A 24,837-nucleotide genomic window follows, 5' to 3' on the forward strand; every position below is an offset into this window, starting at 1 on the left:
GGGCGTGCCGGATGGCGGCCGCCGACGATCGCTTGGAAGATTGCCTCCTGGATGTCCGCGGCGCCCGGTCTGTTCTCGTCTGAACCGGATCTTGTCGTGCAGGTGGTCAGTGCGCTCGACAGCGAGATCACCGAGATTCGCAGTGGATCGAGGCACACCAATTGTGTCAGATCGCGCCAAGGGCGGGGCCCCCGGATCAATCCGGCGTGTAGTATTGACACCCGCCCAGGCCGCCACAAGCGCGGAACTACGCAACGCACCTGCGTAGTAGTGCGTAGATCGACGGTTTCATGCGGTCTTCCCGGCGTCGGTGTTTACCCCCGGTTCAGATGAAACTCCGCCAAAAGATACTTTTGCTTGCCGTGGCGCCGCTGGCCGTTGCCATGCTCGGCATCGCGCTGGCCGTCCGTTTCCAGGCCACTGCGCTGGTCCGGCACGAGCGCATGCTGGTGGAGGCCGCCTACCTGCAAAGCAAGGAAACCGAGCTGCGCCACTACGTAGAGCTGGCGCAAAGCGCGATCGCGCCGATGGTCAAATCCGGCCGCACGGACGAGGCCACCCGGCAGGCCGCCATGGACGCGCTGGCGCGGCTCGATTACGGCCGGGACGGCTATTTCTTCCTGTATGACCTGCAGGGGCGCAACCTGATGCACCCGCGCCAGCCCGAACTTGTGGGCCAGGACCTCTGGCTGATGCGCGACCCCGAAGGAGCGCTGACAATCCAGAAGCTGGTGGCTGCCGCCAAGGCGGGCGGTGGCTCGGTGCGTTATCTGTGGAAAAAGCCGTCCTCGCAGCAGGTGGCGCCCAAGCTGGGCTATGTGGTCGCCGTGCCGGCCTGGAACTGGATGCTCGGCACGGGCATTTATCTTGACGACGTAGAGCAGACGCTGCGCCAGCTCGACGCGCGCGCCGAGACCGACATCCGCGAAACCATGGCCTGGATCGGCGTGATCGCCGCCATCAGTATCCTGCTGGTGGCCGCCAGCGGCCTGGCGCTCAACGTCAGCGAACACCGTGAGGCCGACGCCAAGCTACGGCAGCTTGCCCAGCGTGTGGTGCAGTCGCAGGAAGAGGAACGCGCGCGATTGTCCCGTGAGCTCCATGACGGCATCAGCCAGTTGCTGGTGTCGGTCAAACTGGTGCTCGAAGCTGCAACGAACCGCATCCGCCTGGCCCCGACCGAGGGAGCGTCGGTGGCGCCGATCCTCGGCATGGCGCTGAACCGGCTCGATTCCGTCTTCAACGAAGTGCGCCGCGTGGCGCGCAACCTGCGCCCTGCCTTGCTCGACGATCTTGGCCTGTACGCCGCGCTTCAGCATCTGGCGCGCGAGATGCAGGCCGGCAGCTCGCTTATGATCAACGTGACGCAGACCGGCAAGCCGCGTCTGCTGGCCGACGAGCCGGCGACCGCGCTGTTCCGGATTGCGCAGGAGGCGCTGACCAATGTCGAGCGCCACGCCCATGCCACGCGCGTCGATGTGACACTCGACTTTGCCGACCGTGCCACGCGCCTGACGGTGCGGGACAACGGCACGGGTTTTGACGTGGCCCGCATGCAGATCGATCCGAGCCGCGGCATCGGCCTGCGCAACCTGCGCGAGCGGGTAGCCGCGCTGGGCGGAAGTTTCGAAATCCTCTCCGCTTCCACCGGCACGCTGCTCACCGCTTCGCTGCCCACCGCTCCGCAGCCCTTTTCCCCCGAGACTTCGCAGTCATGATCGCACCCCACGACGCCGATCCGGCCGTCACCACCTCCTCCGCCGCACGCGTATTGCTGATCGACGATCACGCACTGGTGCGCGACGGCATGCGTATGCACCTGACGCTGCAACCGGGGCTGGAAGTGGTCGGGGAAGCCGACGATGGCGAGGCCGCGCTGGCGTGGCTGGCGGCAGCCGAAGCCGGACGCATGCCGGACCTCGTGATCACCGACATCGGCATGCGCGGCATGGGCGGTATTGCCCTGGCGGGCGCCCTGCACGATCGCTACCCGGAACTGGCCGTGCTGATCGTGTCGATGCATGACAACCTGGAATACGTGCGCCAGGCGATCCGCGCGGGCGCGCGCGGCTACGTGCTCAAGGACGCACCAGCCGATGAGTTACTGGCCGCGATCCATGCGGTGCTGGCGGGACGTGTGTTCTACAGCGCCCGTATCGCGCGCGGCATGGCGGAGCAGGCTGTGAGTCCGCTCGACGCGCTGACACCGCGCGAACGCGACATCCTCCACGGCATCGGACGCGGACAGGCCAACAAGGACATCGCGGTTCAACTCGGCGTATCGGTGCGCACGGTTGAGACCCACCGCCTCAACCTGAAACGCAAGCTTGGCATCGAGGGCCGGGCGGAACTGGTGAAGTATGCGGTGCAGCAGCTTGGGCTGGATGTCGAGGGTGGTTGAGGGGCCGTTCACGAGAAAACGATAGCCCAAACAAAAAAACGCCGAACGGCGGCAAGCCGTTCGGCGTTTTTCCTTAACGCGGGAAGACTCAGGCCGACAGGCGCTTGGCCAGTGCGTCCTTGGTTTCCGCCAGCGCTTGCGGCAGGTTGTGCTTGAGCTGCGTGAACAGTTCGTCGTGCAGCGCCAGTTCCTTCTGCCATGCGTCACGGTCGATCGACGTGACCTGGGTGAATTGCTCGGCCGTGAAGGCCAGGCCGTCCCAGTTCAGGTCCGTGTAGCGCGGCGACGTGCCGAACACGTGCTCGGCGCCTTCGCCACGGCCTTCCACGCGGTCGATCATCCACGACAGCACGCGCATGTTCTCGCCAAAGCCCGGCCACACGAAGTTGCCGTCGGCATCCTTGCGGAACCAGTTCACGCAGTAGATGCGCGGCAGCTTGGCGCCGGCGGCTTCGAGCTTCTTGCCCAGTGCCAGCCAGTGGCCGAAGTAGTCGCTCATGTTGTAGCCGCAGAACGGCAGCATCGCGAACGGATCGCGGCGGACCACGCCTTGCTGGCCGGCAGCGGCGGCGGTGGTTTCCGAACCCATCGTGGCGGCCATGTAGACGCCTTCGGTCCAGTTGCGGGCTTCGGTCACCAGCGGCACGGTGGAGCTGCGGCGGCCGCCGAAGATGAATGCATCGATGGCCACGCCAGCCGGGTTGTCCCAGTTGTCGTCGATCGACGGGCATTGCGAGGCCGGCGCCGTGAAGCGGGCGTTCGGGTGGGCAGCCTTGGCGCCGGTCGACTTGGCGATCTCGGGCGTCCAGTCCTTGCCCTGCCAGTCGATCAGGTGCGCCGGGGCTTCCTTCGTCATGCCTTCCCACCACACGTCGCCGTCGTCGGTCAGCGCCACGTTGGTGAAGATGACGTTTTCCTTGAGCGTCGCCATCGCGTTGAAGTTGGTCTTCTCGCTCGTGCCCGGGGCCACGCCGAAGTAGCCGGCTTCCGGGTTGATGGCGTACAGGCGGCCATCGTTGCCCGGCTTGATCCAGGCGATGTCGTCACCGATCGTCGTTACCTTCCAGCCCTCGAAGCCCTTGGGCGGGATCAGCATGGCGAAGTTGGTCTTGCCGCAGGCCGACGGGAACGCGGCAGCCACGTGGTACTTCTTGCCTTCCGGCGAGGTCACGCCGAGGATCAGCATGTGCTCGGCCAGCCAGCCTTCGTCGCGGCCCATCGTCGAGGCGATCCGCAGGGCGAAGCACTTCTTGCCCAGCAGCGCATTGCCGCCGTAGCCCGAACCGAACGACCAGATTTCGCGCGTCTCGGGGAAGTGCACGATGTACTTGGTCGGGTTGCACGGCCATGCCACGTCCTTCTCGCCAGCGGCCAGGGGCTTGCCCACGGTATGCACGCACGGCACGAACTCGCCGTCGGCGCCCAGCACGTCGTACACGGCGCGGCCCATGCGGGTCATGATGCGCATGTTCACGGCGACGTACGGCGAATCGGACAGCTCGACGCCGATGTGGGCGATCGGCGAACCCAGCGGGCCCATCGAGAACGGCACCACGTACAGGGTGCGGCCACGCATGCAGCCGTCGAACAGGCCGTTCAGCGTCTGGCGCATTTCGGCCGGTGCGGTCCAGTTGTTGGTCGGGCCGGCGTCTTCCTGCTTCTGCGAGCAGATGAAAGTGCGGTCTTCGACACGTGCCACATCGGAGGGGTCCGACAGGGCCAGGAACGAGTTCTTGCGCTTGGCCGGGTTCAGGCGGCGCATCGTGCCGGCGGCGACCATCTGCTCGCACAGGCGGTCATATTCTTCCTGCGAGCCATCGCACCAGTAGACCTGGTCGGGCTTGGTCAATGCGGCGATGTCGGCAACCCAGGCGACCAGTTTCTGGTTCTTGACCCAAGCCGGCACGTTCAGTGCCGGAGTGCCTTGCATTGTGGGGTGGTTCATACTGCGACTCCAAAGCGAAAAAGAAATCGTGCAATGTCCGAGCGGCGGTTCGCGGATGAGCGGGCCGGGAAAGTCGGGGCCGGGCCGGCTGCCTGCCTTGTTCGGCATGGCGCACTTGCCTTCTGACCGTGACATCCCGTTACAACTCGGCGGCGACCAAATTCTTTCAAATGGTCGCGAGGGGCCCTGTTGCTGCGATACAGTTGCGCTTCGCCTGCTTTTGGCGGGCGACAGGGGCCGGGCGGGCATTGTCCGGCGACGAACGGGGTGTGGGAGCGTAGCTCAACCGCACTGTGCGCGTCGCGGGAGCGGGCAAGGATACCATTGCACGGATCACCTGTTTTTTGCTGCGCAACATTGTTACCTCAGCCGAGATGCCTTTTCGCCACCGCCGCGGGTCGTCGCGGACACGGTTGGGGACGATGATGTCCGCTTTCAATGTTGTGTCAGGAAATCCAACAATACTGTCGGTTGCGCACTGATTCTGTGGCCGTGCGCACCGAGCCCGAGGTCAAAGAGTCACCAATGAAGATTGCAGTTCTCGACGATTACCAGGACGCCGTGCGCAAGCTGCCCTGCTTTGCGCTGCTCGAAGGCCATGACGTCAAGGTCTTCAACAACACCGTGAAGGGCGTGGGCCAATTGGCAGCGCGCCTCTCGGATGTCGAGGCATTGGTGCTGATTCGCGAGCGCACCCGTGTGACGCGTCAGCTACTCGAGAAGCTGCCCAAGCTCAGGATCATCAGCCAGACCGGCCGGGCGGGGAACCATGTCGACATCGAGGCCTGTACCGAGCGCGGCGTGGTCGTGCTGGAAGGCGTCGGTTCTCCCGTGGCGCCCGCCGAGCTGACCTGGGCGCTGATCATGGCGGCCCAGCGCCGCATTCCCCAGTACGTTGCCAGCCTCAAGCACGGCGCCTGGCAGCAGTCGGGCCTGAAATCGACCACGATGCCGCCGAACTTCGGCCTGGGGCAGGTCCTGCGCGGACAGACGCTCGGCATCTGGGGCTATGGCAAGATCGGCCGCCTGCTGGCGGGCTACGGCCGCGCCTTTGGCATGAACGTGCTGGTCTGGGGCCGCGAGGCTTCGCAGCAGGGCGCCCGGGAGGCTGGCCTTAACGTGGCGGAATCGGTCGAACAGCTGTTTGCCGACTCCGACGTGCTGTCGCTGCACCTGCGCCTGAACGACGAGACGCGCGGCATCGTCAAGCTGGCCGATCTGCAGCGCATGAAGCCCACATCGTTGTTTGTGAACACCAGCCGCGCCGAGCTGATCGAGGAAAACGCGCTGGTCGCCGCGCTGAATCGCGGACGTCCGGGCATGGCGGCCATCGACGTGTTCGAGTCCGAGCCGATCCTGCAGGGTCATGCCCTGCTGCGCATGGAGAACTGCATCTGCACGCCGCACCTGGGCTATGTGGAGCGCGAAAGCTACGAACTCTACTTCCGCGCGGCGTTCCAGAACATCCTTGATGTGCTGGCCGGCAAGCACGACAGCATCGCCAATCCCAAGGCACTCACCCCCACGCTTGCACGCTGACTCGAGCGCTGACTTCAGTCAAGTCACATTCTGACGTCGTGAAATGATGTTTGGAGCGCAGGGCGCGCGTGACTATTATTCCTCTTGGTCGCCTGCTTTCGGCGGGCGGTCCTGACATTGCCAGAGCAGGCAATGCTGAACCGTAAATTTCAGGAGGAGAGGGAAAAATGACTGTCCGTACACCTGTAGTTGGTTTGGCCGTAGCCGTAACACTGGCGCTCGCTGCTTTCGGGGCGAACGCTCAGCAGACACAGCAGCCCGCAGCGCAACCGGCGACGGGGTCCGCCGAGGTTCCTCCGATGCCGCCAACCTCCCAGGCCAAGGCCATGATTTCCGAGAAGTTCAAGGCCGCGGACACCAACCATGACGGCAAGCTGACCCGCGACGAGGCCAAGGCCGGCATGCCGGAGGTCTACAAGCGCTTCTCTCAAATCGATGTGAAGAAGAAGGGCTACGTCACCGAGCGTCAGATCGGTGCCTACTGGCATTCGAAGACCGCCGAGCAGATGCAGAAGGAAAATCCCATCTGGAACTGAGCGTTCGAGCGCTTCCCGGACCCGCGCCATGAGGCATGGCGCGACGTCCGGGCGGGACGCCTGACCGGCAGACGCCCCGCCCCGCCAGACGCCTGGAACGTGCGTCTGTTTCCCCACATTCCCTTGCTCAAACGAGCGCCCAAGTCGGTACACTCGGTGCAAAGCCGACGCGCGGCAGCATGACGCGCGCGCAGCCCCGCACACGCAAGGAGAGCGTACCGTGGCCGAAACCGATCCGCGTCCGAACCCCGCCGGCGCCGGTGGCAGGAGCATTGGCCGTGTGCTGGCCGTCAATGTTGGCACCGCACTGCCGCTCGTGGTGGCAGGCGCAGGCACGGAGGCGGTGGTGATGTCGGCCATCCGCAAACACCCGCTCAGTACATTGCATCATCCGATTGCCGTGGGCGTGCACCGCCTGGGGCTGGCCGGCGACGAGCAGGTGGACCGCAGCGTCCACGGCGGACCCGAGCGGGCCGTCTATGCCTATCCGATCGAGCACTACACCTGGTGGAACACGCGCCGGCGCGATGCCGGGGTCGAGGAATCCGAGCGTCCGCTGGCGTTCGGCGCGATGGGCGAGAACCTGACGACCCAGGGCTTGCTGGAGTCCGCGTTGTGGGTGGACGACCGCCTGCTCATCGGCGACGTCGAACTTGTGGTGAATGCGCCACGGCGGCCCTGCTACAAGTTCAATGCGGCGATGGGGTACGCCCACGCCGCGCGCGACATGCTGGAAAGCAGTTTTTCCGGCGTGTACCTGGGCGTCGTCCAGCCGGGCGTGCTGCGTGCAGGCGACGCCGTGATCCTGGTTCCCGGCCCGCGCGATGTGCCGCTGAATACCCTGCTGCACCGGAACGGCCGGCAAATCTCCCGCTAGATTGTTGCCAATCCCGCGTTAGTCCGGGGTGGCCGCCACTGGCTTTTCTGCTAATGTTTTAGAACTCATACAAGCGGTTCGGCCATCCCTTCCCTGTCGGCCAGACATCCATCCCCAGCGGAGCTGTAATGGGTTGTAATACAACGCACTAGCCGGAAGCGGCCTAGGCGCGGTACTAGTAGCGGTTTGCGCGGATAAAGCCGGCCCCAATGAAGCCGGCGCCAAGGGGGAGTCGCGCGCCGTGCAGTATTTGAGGGTCCTCATAATGAAAACAGATGGAATCGACCAGCCGAAGGGCTTTGTCGATGGCAACTGGAGCGCGGCCGCCGGTACGGGGCGCGGCCGCACTTCGCGCTGGCCAGTCGTCGTGGCCGTGCTCGTGATCGTTGTCGCCGGCTGGTTTGGCTGGAAGCACTGGTTCGCGCCGAAGCCGGCCGCCAAGGGCGCGGCCGTGACCACGGTTGCCACGGCGGTCGTCCAGCAGGGCGATGTGCCGCTGGAAGTGAACGCCAACGGCAATGTGGTGGCGATGCAGACCGTGGAGGTGCGCCCGCAGGTGTCGAGCACCGTCCGCGCGGTCCATATCAAGGAAGGTCAAAGCGTCAAGCCGGGCGACCTGCTGTTCTCGCTCGATACCCGCATGGACGAGGCCAATCTGGACAAGGCGCGCGCCCAGCTCATGCGCGACCAGGCCGATTTGTCCGACGCACGCCGCACGCTGACACGTAGCCAGGAGTTGCTGCAGCGCAACTTCATCTCGCGCAGTGCCGTGGATACGGCACAGGCCAAGGTCGACGGTTTCGAAGCGACGATTCGCGCCGACCAGGCGGCCATCGAAGCGAGCCGCGTGGCCATCAGCTACGGCACGATTCGCGCGACGATCGGCGGCCGGACCGGCGTCATCAACGTCTTCCCGGGCTCACTGGTCACGCCGACGACTGCGACGCCGATGGTCATCGTGGCGCAGATCGCGCCGATCACGGTCATGTTCACGCTGCCCGAACGGCAGCTTGCCGCCCTGCGCGAAGCACTGCGCAGCGGACCGGTATCGGTGACGGCGCTGCCTAACGACGGCAGCAAGCAGCCCGTGACCGGCAAGATCACGTTCGTCGACAACACCGTCGATCCGCAGTACGGCAGCATCCGCGTCAAGGCGATGTTCGGCAACGAGGAGCACCGCCTCTGGCCGGGCACCTACGCCAATGTCAACGCGACGGTGCAGGTGCTGAAGGATGCGCTGTCCGTGCCGCCACAGGCCATCGTGGCTGGCCCCGAGGGTCGCTTCGTCTACACCGTGCAGGCCGACAACAAGGTGGCGCGCGTGCCGGTGCAGGTCATCGCCACCACGGCCGCTGCCGCCGTGGTCGAAGGTGTGCAACCCGGCGCGCGCGTGGTGACCGAGGGCGCGCAGAATCTGCGCCCGGGAAGTCTGGTGCGGGAAGCCGCCGCCCGCGGCGCGTCGGCCCCGGCCGCCGCCACCAAGCATTGATGCCATGACGCTGTCCGAGCTTTGTATCCGCCGGCCCGTCATGACGGTGCTGCTGTGCCTGGCCGTCATCGTGACCGGTATCGTGCTGTATCCGACGATTCCGATTGCGGCGCTGCCCAGTTTCAATTCGCCCGTGATCCAGGTCACGGCCACGCTGCCGGGGGCGAGCCCGGAGACGATGGCGGCATCCGTCGCCACGCAGCTTGAGAAGCAGTTCGCCACGATTCCGGGCGTCTCGGTCATCAGTTCGTCGAACACGCTCGGCAATTCGAGCATCACGATCGAGTTCAACAACGACCGTGATATCGATGCCGCCGCCGTGGACGTGCAGGCCGCGCTGTTCCGCGCACAGCGGTCGCTGCCGATCGAGATGACGCTGCCGCCGTCGTATCGCAAGGTGAACCCGGCCGATGCGCCGGTGATCCTGCTGGCGATCAATTCGCCGTCGATGAGCCTCGGGGAGCTGAATGCGTTTGGCGACAACCTGATCTCGCCGACGCTGGCCACCCTGCCCGGCGTTGCGCAGGTGCAGATTTTTGGCCAGAAGCGCTTCTCAGTGCGCGTGCGCGCCCACCCCGACGCGCTGGCCGCGCGTGGCCTGACGCTCGATGAGCTGGCCACCGCGCTCAATCGCGCCAATGCGAACACGCCGGTTGGCACGCTCGACGGCGCGCGCCAGACGCTGACGATCCAGGCCAACCGCCAGATGACCAACGCGGACGCGTTCCGCAACATCATCGTGGCCAGCCAGCCGAGCGGCGCCGTGGTGCGGCTGTCGGACGTGGCGGAAGTGGAAGACAGTGTCGAGACGATCAAGACCGGCAGCTGGCTCAACAACGAACGCTCGATCGTGCTGGCCGTGCAGCGCCAGCCGGACGCCAACACGGTGGCCGTGGTCGATGCGATCCGGAGCGCCCTGCCGCGCCTGCTGGCGCAGATGCCGGGCTCCGTCAACGTGAACGTGGTGAACGACCGGTCGATGTCGATCCGGGAATCGATTCACGATGTGCAGTTCACGCTGGCGCTGACCGTCGCGCTGGTGGTGATGGTGATCTTCCTGTTCCTGCGCCGCGCCGCCGCGACGCTGATTCCCACGGTATCGCTGCCGATCTCGCTGATCGGTACCGTGGCGCTGATGAAGGCGCTGGGCTACAGCCTGGATAACGTGTCGCTGCTCGCCATCACGCTGGCCGTGGGCCTGGTGGTGGACGACGCGATCGTGATGCTCGAGAACATCGTGCGTCATATCGAGGAAGGCGTGCCGCCGCTCAAGGCAGCGCTGGTGGGCTCGCGCGAAATGGGTTTCACCATCCTGTCGATTTCGATTTCGCTGGTGGCCGTGTTCATCCCGATCTTCTTCATGCCGGGTGTGATCGGCCTGCTGTTCCACGAATTCGCCGCGGTGGTCTCGCTGTCGATTCTCGTCTCGGCGCTCGTGTCGCTGACGCTGATCCCGATGCTGTGCGCGCGTTTCCTGTCGGCCGAGAACGTGCCGGTGGACGAATCGCAGCACATGTATGGAGAAACGGCAGGCGATCACGCGGCGGGCGCGCCCGTGCATCGCGTGGAGCAGAAGCAGACGATCGGGATGCGTTCCACGCAGTGGTTCGAGGACCTCTTCGAATGGACGCTCCGCAAGTACGCGAGTGGACTGGACTGGTGCCTGGCGCACCGCCGCGTGGTGCTTGCCGCAGCCGGCCTGACGTTCGTGCTGACCGCGGTGCTGTTCGTGAAGATCCCGAAGGGCTTCTTCCCCGAGGAGGACATCGGCCAGATCCAGGTCAACGCGGAAGGCCCGCAGGACATCTCGTTCGATGCGATGTCCGACCGCCTGCGCGATGCCGCCGAACGTATCCGCGCGAATCCGGCCGTGAAGAGCGTGGTGGCGTCGATCGGCGGTGGCCCGTCGCCAGCCATCAACACGGGCCGGATGTTCGTCGAGCTGAAGCCGCTCGGTGAGCGCCCGAAGATGCCGCAGGTGGTGGAGTCGCTGCGCAAGGATGTTGCCGGGGTGCCCGGGCTGGCGGTCTACTTCTCGCCGGTGCAGAACCTGCGCCTCGGCGGGCGTCAGAGCAAGAGCCGCTACCAGTACACGCTGCAGAGCGTGAAGCCGGGGCAGTTGCAGGAGTTCAGCGACAAGCTCATGGCCAAGATGCGCACCGAGCCGATCTTCCGTGACGTGACCAGCGATTCGCAGCAGTCGGGCCTCGAGGCGCAACTGACGATCGACCGCGACAAGGCCAATGCGCTCGGCGTGCAGATGCAGGACGTGCGCACGGCGCTGTACACCGCGTTTGGCGAGCGTCAGGTGTCGACGATCTACACGCCGATCGACAACTACTACGTGATCCTGACCGCGGCCGATATCGATCGCGCGGATGAGACGGCGTTCTCCAAGCTCTACGTGCGCAGCCGGACGGGGCAGATGGTGCCGGTGTCGGCGTTCGCCACGACCGAGCGCCGCGTGGGACCGATCGCGGTGAACCACCAGGGTCAGTTGCCCTCGGTCACGGTGTCGTTCAACCTCGCGCCGGGCGCCGCGCTTGGCGATGCGTCGAAGCTGATCGACCGCTATCGCGAGGAGATCGCGATGCCGACATCGATATTCACAAGCTGGGGTGGCGATGCGGCGGTGTTCCAGTCGTCGCAGGCCACGCAGGTGGTGCTGCTGGTGGCCGCGATCGCGGTGATCTACACGCTGCTGGGCGTGCTCTACGAGAGCTACATCCACCCGCTGACGATTCTGGCTGGCCTGCCCTCCGCGGCCGTCGGCGCGTTGTTGACGCTGTTCCTGTTCAACGTGGAGCTGTCGCTGATCGCGACGATCGGTGTGCTGATGCTGATCGGCATCGTCAAGAAGAACGCGATCATGATGATTGACTTCGCGCTGGCGGCGCAGCGCGAACAGGGCATGGCGCCCGCGAAGGCGATCCGGCAGGCGTGCCTGCTGCGCTTCCGCCCGATCATGATGACCACGTTCGCGGCCGTGATGGGCGCTCTGCCGCTGGCATTGGGCCTGGGCGCAGGCGCGGAACTGCGCCAGCCGCTCGGCTTGGCGGTGGTGGGTGGTTTGCTGTTCTCGCAGGTGATCACGCTGTTCATCACGCCGGTGATTTACCTCGCGCTCGATCGCTACTCTGGCACCGGCCCGTTGCAGATCGATTCGGAAGGCAATCTGCTGGACGAACAGCAGCCGGCAACGGTGGCGCACTGATCGCCAATCTCGCCGAGAGTTGTGCCGTTGCTGTGCTGTGGCCGTGCTGTAGTTGTGCCGCAGTGTGTTTGCTCTTATGCGCCGGTTCCCAGATCGTAACGGGACCGGCGCACCTTCCCCGATTCAGCCGCAATTCGCGAGCGTTCTCCTCCCCCAGCCTCAACATGCCGACAGTCCTCGCCACCGAGGCTTGTCATGCCTTTTGTAAACGCGAATAATCTTCACCTGCATGGGTGTGGCCAAGAATCAAAAACATAAGGCCTGCCCGCTCACGCCAGCCAGTCATCGCCTCCCGACGCGCGCGGTCTTCGATCGCGATCCGCCGTAGCCAGCCAGCGTTTCGTTTTCTTTCAAAGGAAAATCCAATGAAACGCTGTTTCCTGGCGCGTCGCCTGCGCGCCTCAGTCAGGGTCACGCCGGTCGCGGCGGTCTGGGCCACGTTCTGCACGCCGCTCTGGGCAGAAGACGTCCAGCAGCTTCGCGAAGTGGTGGTCACGGCCACGCGCACGGAAGAACGTGCCGATGCCGTGGCCTCGACCATTACCGTGGAAGATCCACGCAAGATCGAACGGTCGATGCCGGTCGATGAAACGGGCCTGTTCGCCGACGAGCCCGACATCGATGTGCCGCGCGACCGCCGCCGTTTTGGAGCCGGCAGCATCAACATCCGTGGCATCGAGGACAACCGTGTGCTGCAGATGGTTGACGGTGTGCGGCTGCCAGACTTCTACAACGGGGGCGGGCCGTCGAACCTCACCACGTCCACGCGTGACGCGCCGGAGTTCTCGTTCCTGAAGCGCGTGGAAGTGCTGCGCGGCCCTGCATCGAGTTTGTACGGGTCCGATGCGATCGGTGGCGTGGTCTCGTATGCCACGAAGGACCCCACGGATCTCATGCGCGACAAGTCGGTCGGTGCTGAAGTCGGGCTGAACTGGAACGGCATCGACAATGGCTTCGGTCAGACCGTCGGCGTGGCCGGTGGCAACGATTTGATCCAGGGGTTGTTCATGTACGCGCACCGTCGCTCACATGAGATGAAGAACATGGGTGGCGACGATTCGGTGTCAGTGTCGCGCACCGCGCCGAACCCGCAGGATGTCGAAACCAATGCCTACCTCGGCAAGCTCGTGCTCAATGCCACGGCACGGCAGCGCCTCAGGCTGACCTACGAGCACCGCGATGCCACCAGTGACACGGGCATGTTGCGTTTGTCACGGTCGCTACCGCGTGTGACGTCCGCCAACGGTACGGAGGACCTGGCGCGCGACCGCGTATCGCTTGACTACGAGTGGCGTCCCGACAGCGGCGCGCTCGATCGCCTGACCGCTGCGATCTACTATCAAAAGAGCCGCACCACGAACGTCACGAACCAGGTGCGCAGCCGTACCAGCCGCGGCTGTTCCGCTACCCTCGCCGGTGCCAACCTTTGCGATGTGAGGCTCGATTTCGGCTTCGAGCAGCAACAGACCGGTTTCAACTTCCAGGCCGACAAGTCGTTTCACACCGGCAGCGTCGAACATCGCCTGATCGGAGGCGTCGACTTCATCCGCACGGAGTCCGAGGAGTATCGCGATGCCACGGTCGTCAACGTCACCACCAGTACGCGCACGAAGTCACTGGCTGGCGAGACATTCCCACTGCATGACTTTCCCAAGGGCGCGACACGGCAGGTGGGTGTGTTCGTGCAAGACGAGTTGCGCTTGATGAACGGGCGGCTCACGCTGACGCCGGGTCTGCGTTTCGATCACTACTCGCTTGGGCCCGATGACGACTCGCTCTACAACAGCGTGGCGGCGAAGCCCGCGGTCAGCCAGAGCAATTCCAACCTGTCGCCGAAGTTGTCCGCGCTCTGGCAGGCCACGGATCGCGTCAACGTCTGGGCGCAGTACGTGTTCGGCTACCGTGCGCCGAACTACCGGGAAATCAACGGCAGTTTCCGCAACCTGGTGCAGGGCTACGGCGCGGCGCCGAACAGCGAACTCGATCCCGAGAAGAGCCGCTCATTCGAGGTCGGCGTGCGGTACACCGGCGAGAACGTTCAGACCAGCGTGGCCATGTTCGACAACCGGTACCGGGACTTTATCGAACAGGTTCAACTGGCGTGTCCGTCCGACCCCGCATGTTTGCCGGCCATGCGCGCGACCTATCAGTTCCGCAATCAGGCCAAGGTGCGCATCTACGGTGCGGAATGGCGTGGAGTGTGGCGCTTCCTGCCGCAGTGGCGTGTCGATGGCGCGGTAGCCTATGCGCATGGCACGAACGAGCAAACGGATCAGCCGTTGAACAGCGTGTCGCCGCTGCGTGCCTCCGCAGGGCTGACGTGGGAGCCTTCGGTCAGCGAAGGACCCGGCGCCGCATTGCGCTGGCGCGGCGCCAGAGCAGTGACGCGGACTGACGACACACGACGCGTGACGTACTTCAAGCCAGGTGGCTATGGCGTGGTCGATCTGCAGGCCTGGTGGCGGCTTGGCAAGCGGGCCACAATTGCGCTGGCCGTGAACAACCTCTTCGACAAGACCTACTGGCTTTGGGGCGACGTGCGCCAGACAGGCGTTTCCGCGTCGGAACCGGGTCTCGCTTTCTACACGCAACCAGGCAGAACCTTCGCAGCGAGTGTGAAGTTGGCGTTCTGACGCGGCGCAGCGGTCCCCACAATCGACGAAATGAACGTCGCTGCGCGTCGCGCGTATCCCGGGCTACCAGCCACCTTGATGCACATGCTGTGGACAATCGGCTCGTGTCGCGTCAAGCTCCCATCCCAATGGCCTGGCGCAAGTGCCGGGCAACCGGAGAGACCACAGCGATGAACCGATTCGTAGCCTGTATCGCGATGGCAGCCCTGACCGCCGGATGCGCGTCGACTGGACCTTCGCCAGATGCCTTGAGCCAGCGCTTCCCGAACAAGACCTACGTATTGCTCGGAGAGGTGCACGACAACGCGGCGGGCCAACGGCAGCGGCTGCAGGCGCTGACGCAGGCCGTGGAGGCGGGCTGGCGGCCCGCGATCGCGATGGAGCAATTCGACCGCGAACGGCAGGGCGATATCGACCGTGCGCGTCGCGAGCGTCCGCGCGATGCGGACTATGTCATCGCGCAGGCGACGGGCCCGAAGAGTGGCTGGAACTGGGCGCTCTACCAGCCGGTGGTATCACTTGCATTGCAATACGACCTGCCGTTGCTTGCCGCGAACCTGTCGCGTGGCGATGCCGCGAAGATCGTGCGCGGCGGGCTCGGGCAGGTTTTCGCACCCCAACAGCAGGCCGAGTTGAAACTGGACAAGCCCTTGCCTGCCGACCTCGTCGCCTTGCAGACGGCGACGCTCGATGCCGGGCACTGCGGCAATTTCCCGAAGGCGATGTTGCCAGGGATGCTCGACGCGCAAGCCGCCCGCGATGCCGTGATGGCGCAGATCATGAGGTCGCATGGCGACCGGGGCGTGGTACTGATCGCGGGTAACGGCCACGTGCGGCGCGACATCGGTGTGCCCCGCTGGCTCGATCGCGCCAATCAAGATGACGCGCGTGTGCTCAGCGTCGGTTATGTGGAGTCAGCGGCCAACGGTAAGGCATTCGATGCGCTCGTGCGTGTCCCTGCCGTGGATCGTCCCGACCCATGTGCCGATGCGGTGATGAAGAAGTAGCAGTGCGTCGGCTTGCGCGGCCCATCAGGCCGTCGGCTTCACCAGCGGCAAGCTGAGTTCCGCGCGCACGCCACGCCCCTGGGCGCCTTCGCGCAAGACCACGGTGCCGCCGCAGCGCGTCGCCATCTCGCGCGAGATGGCAAGTCCGAGGCCCGACCCTGTTTCCGTGTGGCCGACCCGGCGATAGAAGCGCGCAAACACCTTCTCGCGTTCGGCCTCTGGAATACCGGGGCCGTCATCCTCGACGATGAGCATGGCGCTGTCGTCGACCTGTGTGGCGGAGAGAGTGATGCGGCTGCGGCGTCCCGAGTACTGGATGGCGTTGTGGACAAGGTTGGCGAATGCCTCGCGCAACAGCGCGGGATCGGCCTGCACTGGCAGTTCCAGTCCGGCCGGTCGCTCCCAGCCGAAATCCTGCTGGCGTCCGCGAGCGAGTGGCAGGTAGTCCAGCGCCACCTGCTCCGCCACGCCGATCGCGTCGATGATCTCCACTTCCGTGGCCGGGGCGGTGCCGTCCGGCGCGTGCTGTCTGACGCGCGCCAGTGCCAGCAACTGGTTGGTCATCCGCGCGGCCTGCTCCAGTTGCTTGACGATGCCACCAACGGCCTCGGCGGCGCCCGAATGCGCCGCGCCTTCGCCGCCGAACGTGTCGAGCTGCCGCTGCGCGAACTCGGCCTGTGTCTTCAGGATGGCCAGTGGCGTGCGGAGCTGATGGGCGGCATCGGCGATGAACTGGGCCTGCGCCTGCGCCATCGCGTCGGAGCGCGATACGTGCAGGTTCACCGCGTCGACCAGCGGGCGCACCTCGACCGGCACATGGTCGAACTCGAGCGGGGTCAGATCCTCGGGCGAGCGCGCGCGCACATCGTCACGTACCTGTTGCAGCGGGCGGAGCACGTAGGTAATGCCGCCGACCAGGATCAGCGCCGATACGATGATCAGCGCGATGTCGCGCAGCAGTGCGCTGCGCCAGACGTTGCCGATCAGCGCCGCGCGCGGCTCGGCGGTCTCCGCCACCTGGATGATCACGCGCATGTGCGCGTCGGGGCGATAGACCGGGCGGGCCATCGCCGCGATGCGGACCCGGTCGCCGCGATAGGTGGCGTCGTAGAAGCGCGGCTGGCCGTTCCGCAGCGCTCCCGTCGGCAGCGGCAGATCGTCATATCCGGTGACAGTCTCGATCTGGCCGGCCCGCTCCATCGACACGCGGTAGAACACGTGTGTCTGCGCCGCGGTTTCGAACATCTCCATGGCCGCGTCGGGCAGCGATAGCTGGATGCTCTCGCCGGCCATCCCGATGGCGTTGTCGATGGTCAGCACGGAGCCGTACAGCGAGCGGTCGTATGCCGTGTTGGCGGCATCGCGCAGGGTGCCGTAGGTGAACCAAGTATCGACCGCCATCATGAGCGCCAGCGCCGGGACCAGCAGGATCAGCAACTGGCGCCGCAGGCTGCCGCGCAACCAGGACCGCACAGGCAGGCGCGCGCGCTGGCGCAGGCGGCGAGGCCACATCAGGTGGCGGCCTCTGGCTCGAGCAGGTAGCCGAAGCCGCGTAGCGTGACGATGGTCACGCCGTGGCCGGACAGTTTCTTGCGCAGGCGATAGACCAGCACCTCGATGGCGTCGGGGCTCACGTCCGCGTCGAGCGAAAACACCTTGTCGAGCAATTGGGCTTTCGTCAGCGGTTGGCCGCTTCGGGCCAGCAGCGCGCCGAGCAGCGTCGATTCGCGCGGGGTCAGGGACAGCGGCGCGCCAGCCAGTGTGAAGCTGCGCGCTTCGCCGTCGAACACCAGCGTGCCGCATTGCAGGCGCGGATGCGCCCGGCCACGGCTGCGCCGGATCAGCGCCAGGATACGGGCTTCGAGTTCTGCGATGGCGAATGGTTTGGGCAGGTAGTCGTCGGCCCCGAGATTGAGACCGCGCACGCGTTCGTCCAGGGTGTCCTGCGCGGTGAGGATCAGCACGGGCGTGCGGTCGTCGCGGCCACGCATGGCCTTCAGCACGGCCAGGCCGTCCTTGCCGGGAAGGCGCAGGTCCAGCACGACGGCATCGTATTCCTCGGCCATGAGTCGGGCCTCGGCCTTCAGACCGTCGGTGACATGCTCGATCACGAAGCCGCCCTGCTCAAGTGCGCGTGTGACCCAGCGGGCCAGTTCCACTTCATCTTCCACCAGCAGGATGCGCATGGGACCCTCCTCTGCCCGCTCTTGATCTGTCTCCGGGGGCTGCCCCCGAGGGCGCCTATGATACCGCCTTGGCGGCGGGTGTCGGGGGCGCCGCTCGCGCCCTATAATGGCGGCGCTCCTCCCCGTGTACAACACGCGTGTCTACTGTGCCAGAAACCAAGTCGCCTCCGGTTCATGCTTCTCGCCGTCACCTGCTGATGGCGGGCGCCGTCATGGCTGCGGGTGTGCCGTCGTTTCCGGCCCGGGCGCAGCCGACGGCGCGGGTGCCGGCGGGGTATCCGAGCGACTATATCGAGGTGATCGCGCGCGCGCAGCGCGAGGGATCGGTCACGGTCTATGGTTCGACCGATCTGGAGATCGCGCAGCCACTGATCGACGCATTCGAAGCCCGCTATCCGGGTATTCGGGTGCGCTATCAGGACCTGAACACGATCGAGCTGAACAACCGCTTCCTGGCGGAGAGCGCCAGCCTCGGCGCGAACCGGCCGGCAAGGGACGCGGATGTGGCCGACGTGCTCTGGAGCACGGCGATGGACCTGCAGATCAAGCTCGTCAACGACGGCTACGCGCAGCGCTACGAGTCGCCGGAACGCGATGGCCTGCCGGGCTGGGCGGTCTGGCGCGACGAGGCGTTCGGCACCACGTTCGAGCCTGCGGTGATCGTCTACAACCGGAAGCACTTCGCGGGCACCCATATTCCGGGCAGCCGCAGCGGCCTGGCGCGTTTGCTGCAGGACCGCGCGCCGCAATGGCGGGGCAAGATCGTGACGTACGACGTGGAGCGTTCTGGCGTTGGGTATCTGCTCGCCCAGCAGGATGCGCGGATGGGCAGCGAGTTCTGGTATCTGGCTCAGGCGTTGGGCCGCGCGCGCGTGCAGTTGTCTGCATCGACGGCGGACATGATCGAACGCATCGCCAGTGGCGAGCTGGTGCTGGGCTACAACCTGCTGGGTTCCTATGCGCTGTCGCTGATGGAGCGCGGGGCCGGGATTGCCGTCATCGCGCCGCGCGACTACACCCTGGTGATGTCGCGCGTGGCGTTCATCGCGCGGCAGGCGCCGAGGCCACACGCGGCGCGACTGTGGCTCGATTTCCTGCTGTCGCGCGATGGGCAGGTCCTGCTGAGTCAGACCACGTCCCAGCTGTACACGATTCGCACCGACATCGACAGCACGCACACTGCCAACGCACTGGCGGAACGGCTGGGCTACGCGCTCAGGCCGATCAGCGTCGGGCCGGGTCTGCTGGCGGCGCAGGATGCCCTGCGCAAGAAGGCGTTCATCGCGCGTTGGCGCGAAGCCATGCGCGGTTGACGGCTCATAGCCAGCTCGGCAATCAGTTCGGGAGTCAGTTCGGGAATCAGTTCGGGAATCAGTTCGGCGCCAGGGCCTGCTGGGGCTGCCGTTCGCACAGCGCCGCCATTTCCGCATCGAGCGGCGCCATGGGGCGTGGCACGTAGCCCACGCGCAGAGCCGGCGAGAGGCGCAATGTGTCGATGAATGCGTCCGCCAGGCGTTCGGCCTCGCGGGCCAGTTCGAAATCCTCGGGGGAGAACAGCCAGTGCGCCAGCACGCCACCGATCGCGGCGTGGAAGGCATTGACGGCCAGTGGCAGGTCGAGGTCGGCGGGCAACTGGCCGCGCTCCATCGCCAGCCGCAGATGCTCGCGCATCTTCACCGTGCCTTCCTGGTGCGACTGGCGCTGGCGCACGAAGATGGCGCCGTTGTCCTCGACCATCTCGCACTTGTGGAAGATGATTTCGAACACGCGACGCCATTGGGGATTGTTGACGGTCTGGCGGAACACGAATGCGCAGATGTCGCGGATGCTCCCGAGCGGGTCTTCCTGCGAGGCAATGCGCTCGGGTGAGCAGAGCGCCTCGACTGGCAGGTTGACGCGGTCGCACATCGCGGCGAACACGTCGCTCTTGTTCTTGAAATGCCAATAGATCGCGCCGCGCGTGACGCCTGCCGCCTCGGCAATGTCCGCCAGCGAAGGACGTGCCACGCCACGGGCGTGGAACACGGCCTCTGCCGCATCCAGAATGCGGTTGCGCGTCTCTAGCGCTTCTTCCTTGGTACGTCTGACCATTTCCCTCTTTACCCGGACGGTGGTGGTCGCCAGGTCTCCATGGGCGCTGCCGGTGGATGGCAAGGCGCTTCTCTCTCCAAATTGCGCAACGGCACTAGGCGGGGCGCATCGTACCGTGAATGGAACAATCGTGCTCGATTTGCAGGAGCATTCCACTACACGCAACCATTGCCATGTGTTGTAAACGCCCCAAAATTTATCCGGGTACTTACATACATGCGCGAATGTATCTATAATACGCCCCTGCCCGAGTTTCAGCCAACCTGATTTGTGTGATGGCGCGCGCGCAAAGCGACGCAGCCATGAGCCGAAACCGGGAAATCCTGCCTGTAGAAAGAAAAGCGTTTCCATCCACCGACTTGCGAGCGGTGGATGGCAACGAGCAAAAACCTGTTTGGCCGCCATGCCCCGCCCCCGGAGTGTGTTGCCCTTTGCGACTGTTCGCGTCGCGGGCATTGCGGCAGATCTCAAATTGCCATCATGGGGTTATCGATGAGGAAGTCCCAACAGATCCGTAGTGTTGCCGCCGCTGTGGCGGTACTGGCGTTGTCCGCCTGCGGCCAGAAAGCCCCGCAGGGCGGCGCGATGCCGCCTCCGGAAGTGGGTGTCGTGACCGTCACGCCGTCCGCAGTTGCCGTCGTCAATGAATTGCCGGGTCGTCTCGAGGGTGTGCGCACCGCCGAGGTGCGTGCCCGCGTGGAAGGTATCGTCCTGTCGCGCAATTACACCGAAGGCGGTGAAGTGAAGGCCGGTCAGGTGCTGTTCCGCATCGATCCCGCCCCGTATCAGGCGCAACTGGCTTCGGCCAAGGCCCAGCTCGAGCGTGCAGAGGCCAATGCCGTGTCCGCGCGCCAGAAGGCCGAGCGCTACAAGCCGCTGGTGGCCGCCAACGCCGTCAGCAAGCAGGAATACGACGAGGCGGTTGCCGCCGCCGGTCAGGCCAATGCCGATATCGCCGCCGCCAAGGCGGCCGTGACGACCGCGCAGATCAATCTGGGCTACACCACCGTCACCGCGCCGATCTCCGGCCGCGTCGGCCGTGCGCTGGTCACGGAAGGCGCGCTGGTCGGCAAGGGCGAAGCCACCAAGCTGACCACCGTCGAGCAAGTCGAGCCGATCTGGGTGACCTTCACGCAACCGGCGTCGGAAGTGGCGCGCCTGCGTCGCGCCATCGAGGCCGGTCAGGTCAAGGGTGTGAACGGCGGCGCGCGCGTGCACCTGTACCCGGAAGCCGGCGACAAGGAATACGGCATGACCGGCAAGCTGCTGTTCTCGGACATGACCGTGGACCCGACCACCGGTTCGATCACGCTGCGTGCCGAGTTCCCGAACCCGAAGCGTGAACTGCTGTCGGGCACCTTCGTGCGCGTGAAGATCGAACAAGGTGTGGACGAAAAGGCGCTGACCGTGCCGCAGCGCGCGCTGATCCGTGGCGCGCAGGGTGCGAGCGTGCTGGTGGTGGGCGATGACGGCAAGGTAGCCGCGGTGCCGGTCAAGGCGCCGCAGGCGATCGGCGATCGCTGGGTGGTGACCGAAGGCCTCAAGGGTGGCGAAAAGGTCATCGTCGAGGGCCTGCAAAAGGTTCGCCCGGGCGCGCCCGCCAAGGCCGTGCCGTTCCAGAACCCGCAGACCGCGGCTGCGCCGGCATCGGGCGCGGGCGCGCAGGGTGCTGAAGGCGGCAAGTCCGAAGCCAGCAACGAAGCCAAGCCCGCCGAGCAGACGCCGGCCAAGCAAGGCTGACCACGCACACTTAGGGAGCCAGTTTCATGGCGAAGTTTTTCATCGACCGGCCGGTGTTCGCGTGGGTGCTCGCGCTGATCATCGTGCTGGGCGGGGCACTCGCGATCCTGCAATTGCCGATCGCGCAGTACCCCAATATCGCGCCCCCGATCATCACGGTCAGCACGACCTACCCTGGTGCATCGGCCAAGACCATTGAAGACACGGTGGTGACGCCGATCGAGCAGGAGCTCAACGGTGCGCCGAACCTGCTCTATTACGAGTCGCAGAGTGAGTCGTCCGGCCTGGCCACGATCAATATCTCGTTCGCGCCGGGCTCGAGTTCCGACCTGAACTCCGTGGAAGTGCAGAACCGCCTGAAGCGCGTGGAAGCGCGTCTGCCGGCGGAAGTGCGCCAACAGGGTGTGAAGGTCGACAAGGCCGGCAACAACTACATGATGTTCATCACGGTCTCGTCCAAATCCGGTAACTCGGATGCGATCGAGCTCGGTAACTTCGTGTCCGCGCAGGTCGTCGACTCGATCCGTCGCGTGCCCGGCGTGGGTGCGGCCGACTTGTTCGGTACCGAATACGCGATGCGGATCTGGCTGGATCCGGCCAAGCTGACCGGCTACAACCTCACGCCGCTAGACGTGAAGGCCGCAGTGGCCGAGCAGAACATCCAGGTTGCTGTGGGCGAACTGGGCGGCACCCCGTCGCCGTCTGGCACGGAGCTTAACGCCACGGTGAGTACCGAAAGCCGTCTGAACACGCCCGAGGAATTCGCCAACATCCTGTTGCGCGTGAATCCGGACGGTTCGTCGGTGCGCATCAAGGACGTCGGCCGCGTGGAACTGGGCGGCGCCGACTACTCGACGCTCGCCCGCATCAACGGCAAGCCGGCCTCGGCCATCGCCATCAAGCTGGCCCCGACCGGCAACGCGCTGGCCACCGCCACCGCGGTGCGCGCCAAGATGGAAGAGCTTTCGCGCTTCTTCCCGCCGGACTACGAGTTCAGCGTGCCTTACGACACCTCGGCCTTCGTGAAGATCTCGATCGAGGAAGTGGTCAAGACGCTGCTGGAAGCCGTGGTGCTGGTGTTCCTGGTGATGTACCTGTTCCTGCAGAACTTCCGCGCGACGCTGATCCCGACGCTGGTGGTGCCGGTGGCGCTGCTTGGCACGTTCGGCGCGATGCTGGCGTTCGGCTTCTCGATCAACGTGCTGACAATGTTCGGCATGGTGCTGGCGATCGGTATTCTGGTCGACGATGCCATTGTGGTGGTCGAGAACGTCGAGCGGATCATGAGCGAGGAAGGACTCTCGCCACGTGAAGCCACGCGCAAGGCGATGGGACAGATCACGGGCGCCATCATCGGCATTACGCTGGTGTTGACGGCGGTGTTCATCCCGATGGCGTTCTTCTCGGGCTCGGTCGGCAACATCTATCGCCAGTTCTCGCTGTCGCTGATTGCTTCGATGGGCTTCTCGGCGCTGCTGGCGCTGACGCTGACCCCGGCACTGTGCGCCACGATGCTCAAGCCGGTGGAAGCAGGCCATCACCACGAGAAGAAGGGTTTCTTCGGCTGGTTCAACCGTACCTTCACCACCGCATCGGGCAGCTACCAGGGCATGGTCGCGCGCATTCTCAAGCGCACGGGCCGTTACGTGATCATCTACCTGGTGATCATTGCCGGGGTGGTGGTGCTGTTCAAGCGCCTGCCGTCGTCGTTCCTGCCTGATGAGGACCAGGGCTACATGATCACCGTGGTGCAGTTGCCCACGGGCGCGACGCAAGAGCGCACGATCGGCGTGCTCAAGCAGATCGAGGACTACTACCTGCAGAAGGAATCGAAGGTGGTGGACCAGATGATCACGGTGGCGGGCTTCTCGTTCTTCGGCCGCGGCCAGAACGGCGGTATCGCGTTCGTGCGTCTGAAGGACTGGAAGGAGCGTCCGGGCGCGGATCAGACCGCGCAGGCGCTGGTGGGCCGTGCGTTCGGCGCGCTGTCGTTCATCAAGGACGCGATCATCTTCCCGCTGAACCCGCCGGCCATCTCCGAACTGGGTAACTCGTCGGGCTTCGACTTCCGTCTGCAGGACCGCAGCGGTCAGGGCCACGCGAAGCTGATGGAAGCGCGTAACCAGATGCTGGGCATGGCGGCGCAGTCGCCGGTGCTGCAGGGCGTGCGTCCGGAAGGCCAGGAAGACGCGCCGCAGTTGCGCATCGACATCGATCGCGAAAAGGCGCGCGCGCTGGGCGTATCGGTGGCCGATATCAACTCGACGCTGTCGATCGCATTTGGCTCCTCGTACGTGAACGACTTCATCTATGAGGGTCGCGTGCGCCGTGTGATCGTGCAGGCCGAGGGTGCGGATCGCCGTCTGCCGGACGATCTGACCAAGCTGCGCGTGCGCAATGCCAATGGCGACATGGTGGCGTTTGCCGCGTTCGCGACGTCGAAGTGGATCATGGGTTCGCCGCGCCTGGAGCGTTACAACGGCATGCCGGCCGTGAAGCTCGCGGGCCAGGCCGCGCCGGGCAAGTCCACTGGCGACGCCATGCGCGTGATGGAGGAAAACTTCGCCAAGCTGCCGCCGGGCTTCGGTTTCGAGTGGTCGGGTCAGTCGTATGAAGAACGCCTGGCCGGCTCGCAGGAACCGATCCTGTACACGCTGTCGCTGGTGATCGTGTTCCTGTGTCTGGCCGCGCTCTATGAGAGCTGGTCGATTCCGGTAGCCGTGCTGCTGGTGGTGCCGCTGGGTGTGATCGGCGCGCTGCTCGGCGTGACGCTGCGCGGCATGCCGAACGACGTGTACTTCAAGGTGGGCCTGATCGCGACGATCGGTCTGTCCGCCAAGAACGCCATTCTGATCGTGGAATTTGCCAAGGACCTGCAGGCACAGGGCCGTAGCCTCGTGGATGCGACGCTCGAAGCGGTGCACCTGCGGTTCCGCCCGATTCTGATGACGTCGATGGCATTTATTCTGGGCGTGCTGCCGCTGGCGATTGCCACTGGCGCGGGCTCGGGTAGCCAGCGCGCAATCGGTACCGGCGTGATGGGCGGGATGATCACGGCAACGCTGCTGGCGATCTTCCTGGTGCCAGTATTCTTCGTGGTGGTGCGTAGCCGCTTCAAGGGCAGCAAGGCCCAGCACGAGCGGGAAATGGCACGCCTGGAAAGCCAGAAGGAAATCTGA

The 24,837-nt window shown here is 65.3% G+C and carries 16 protein-coding genes; 12 read left to right on the top strand and 4 right to left on the bottom strand.

The annotated features are described in order from the left end of the window. Window positions 1-329: 329 nt before the first annotated feature. Together K6G35_RS16260 and K6G35_RS16265 are read left to right on the top strand one after the other, a co-directional pair. Window positions 330-1,718 carry a cache domain-containing protein gene (locus K6G35_RS16260; protein ID WP_286882267.1) on the top strand — a complete coding sequence of 463 codons (1,389 nt, stop codon included), beginning with the start codon at window positions 330-332 and terminating at the stop codon, window positions 1,716-1,718. Beyond that, entirely contained in the window at window positions 1,715-2,401 is a 687-nt protein-coding gene (locus K6G35_RS16265) for a response regulator (RefSeq protein WP_008642759.1), read from the top strand. Before K6G35_RS16260 ends, K6G35_RS16265 begins: the two co-directional genes overlap by 4 nt. Window positions 2,402-2,489: 88 nt before the next feature. Here the strand turns inward: K6G35_RS16265 and K6G35_RS16270 are convergent, their stop codons facing one another. After that, a complete protein-coding gene (locus K6G35_RS16270) occupies window positions 2,490-4,346 on the bottom strand; it encodes a phosphoenolpyruvate carboxykinase (GTP) (RefSeq protein ID WP_008642762.1) in 1,857 nt (618 codons plus the stop codon). 525 nt (window positions 4,347-4,871) lie between these two features. Here K6G35_RS16270 and K6G35_RS16275 point away from each other — a divergent pair. From K6G35_RS16275 to K6G35_RS16305, 7 genes are all read left to right on the top strand, one after another. Then, window positions 4,872-5,885 carry a D-2-hydroxyacid dehydrogenase family protein gene (locus K6G35_RS16275; protein WP_008642764.1) on the top strand — a complete coding sequence of 338 codons (1,014 nt, stop codon included), beginning with the start codon at window positions 4,872-4,874 and terminating at the stop codon, window positions 5,883-5,885. 167 nt (window positions 5,886-6,052) lie between these two features. After that, a complete protein-coding gene (locus K6G35_RS16280; protein WP_011517993.1) occupies window positions 6,053-6,421 on the top strand; it encodes a CREC-EF hand family protein in 369 nt (122 codons plus the stop codon). 220 nt (window positions 6,422-6,641) lie between these two features. Beyond that, window positions 6,642-7,298 (top strand): MOSC domain-containing protein, encoded by a 657-nt coding sequence (locus tag K6G35_RS16285; RefSeq protein ID WP_008642768.1) that lies wholly within the window; start codon window positions 6,642-6,644, stop codon window positions 7,296-7,298. A gap of 265 nt (window positions 7,299-7,563) precedes the next feature. After that, complete coding sequence (locus K6G35_RS16290; RefSeq protein WP_495675949.1) at window positions 7,564-8,787, top strand: efflux RND transporter periplasmic adaptor subunit; 1,224 nt, start codon at window positions 7,564-7,566, stop codon at window positions 8,785-8,787. Between the two features lie 4 nt (window positions 8,788-8,791). Further along, the gene (locus tag K6G35_RS16295; RefSeq protein ID WP_495675950.1) at window positions 8,792-12,001 is read left to right on the top strand and encodes an efflux RND transporter permease subunit; all 3,210 of its coding nucleotides are present in this window, start codon (window positions 8,792-8,794) and stop codon (window positions 11,999-12,001) included. Between the two features lie 365 nt (window positions 12,002-12,366). Then, entirely contained in the window at window positions 12,367-14,634 is a 2,268-nt protein-coding gene (locus K6G35_RS16300) for a TonB-dependent hemoglobin/transferrin/lactoferrin family receptor (protein WP_495675951.1), read from the top strand. Between the two features lie 170 nt (window positions 14,635-14,804). After that, entirely contained in the window at window positions 14,805-15,641 is an 837-nt protein-coding gene (locus K6G35_RS16305) for a ChaN family lipoprotein (protein WP_186425481.1), read from the top strand. 24 nt (window positions 15,642-15,665) lie between these two features. Here K6G35_RS16305 and K6G35_RS16310 read toward each other — a convergent pair whose 3' ends face one another. Both K6G35_RS16310 and K6G35_RS16315 read right to left on the bottom strand, forming a co-directional pair. Further along, window positions 15,666-17,153: a sensor histidine kinase gene (locus tag K6G35_RS16310; RefSeq protein ID WP_186425482.1), complete on the bottom strand. Its 1,488-nt coding sequence runs from the start codon at window positions 17,151-17,153 to the stop codon at window positions 15,666-15,668. Further along, window positions 17,153-17,827, bottom strand: coding sequence for a response regulator (locus K6G35_RS16315; RefSeq protein WP_008642777.1), 675 nt, complete (start codon window positions 17,825-17,827; stop codon window positions 17,153-17,155). The genes K6G35_RS16310 and K6G35_RS16315 overlap by 1 nt, the downstream gene beginning before the upstream one ends. 197 nt (window positions 17,828-18,024) lie before the next feature. Between K6G35_RS16315 and K6G35_RS16320 the strand changes: the two genes are divergently transcribed. Next, complete coding sequence (locus tag K6G35_RS16320; protein WP_008642778.1) at window positions 18,025-19,140, top strand: ABC transporter substrate-binding protein; 1,116 nt, start codon at window positions 18,025-18,027, stop codon at window positions 19,138-19,140. A gap of 58 nt (window positions 19,141-19,198) precedes the next feature. Here the strand turns inward: K6G35_RS16320 and K6G35_RS16325 are convergent, their stop codons facing one another. Continuing rightward, window positions 19,199-19,918: a TetR family transcriptional regulator gene (locus K6G35_RS16325; RefSeq protein WP_008642780.1), complete on the bottom strand. Its 720-nt coding sequence runs from the start codon at window positions 19,916-19,918 to the stop codon at window positions 19,199-19,201. A 492-nt stretch (window positions 19,919-20,410) separates the two neighbouring features. Here K6G35_RS16325 and K6G35_RS16330 point away from each other — a divergent pair, with 492 nt between their 5' ends. Both K6G35_RS16330 and K6G35_RS16335 read left to right on the top strand, forming a co-directional pair. Further along, the gene (locus K6G35_RS16330; protein ID WP_035881181.1) at window positions 20,411-21,658 is read left to right on the top strand and encodes an efflux RND transporter periplasmic adaptor subunit; all 1,248 of its coding nucleotides are present in this window, start codon (window positions 20,411-20,413) and stop codon (window positions 21,656-21,658) included. A 26-nt stretch (window positions 21,659-21,684) separates the two neighbouring features. Further along, complete coding sequence (locus K6G35_RS16335; RefSeq protein ID WP_008642785.1) at window positions 21,685-24,837, top strand: efflux RND transporter permease subunit; 3,153 nt, start codon at window positions 21,685-21,687, stop codon at window positions 24,835-24,837.

This window comes from Cupriavidus sp. HY129, assembly GCF_059492215.1.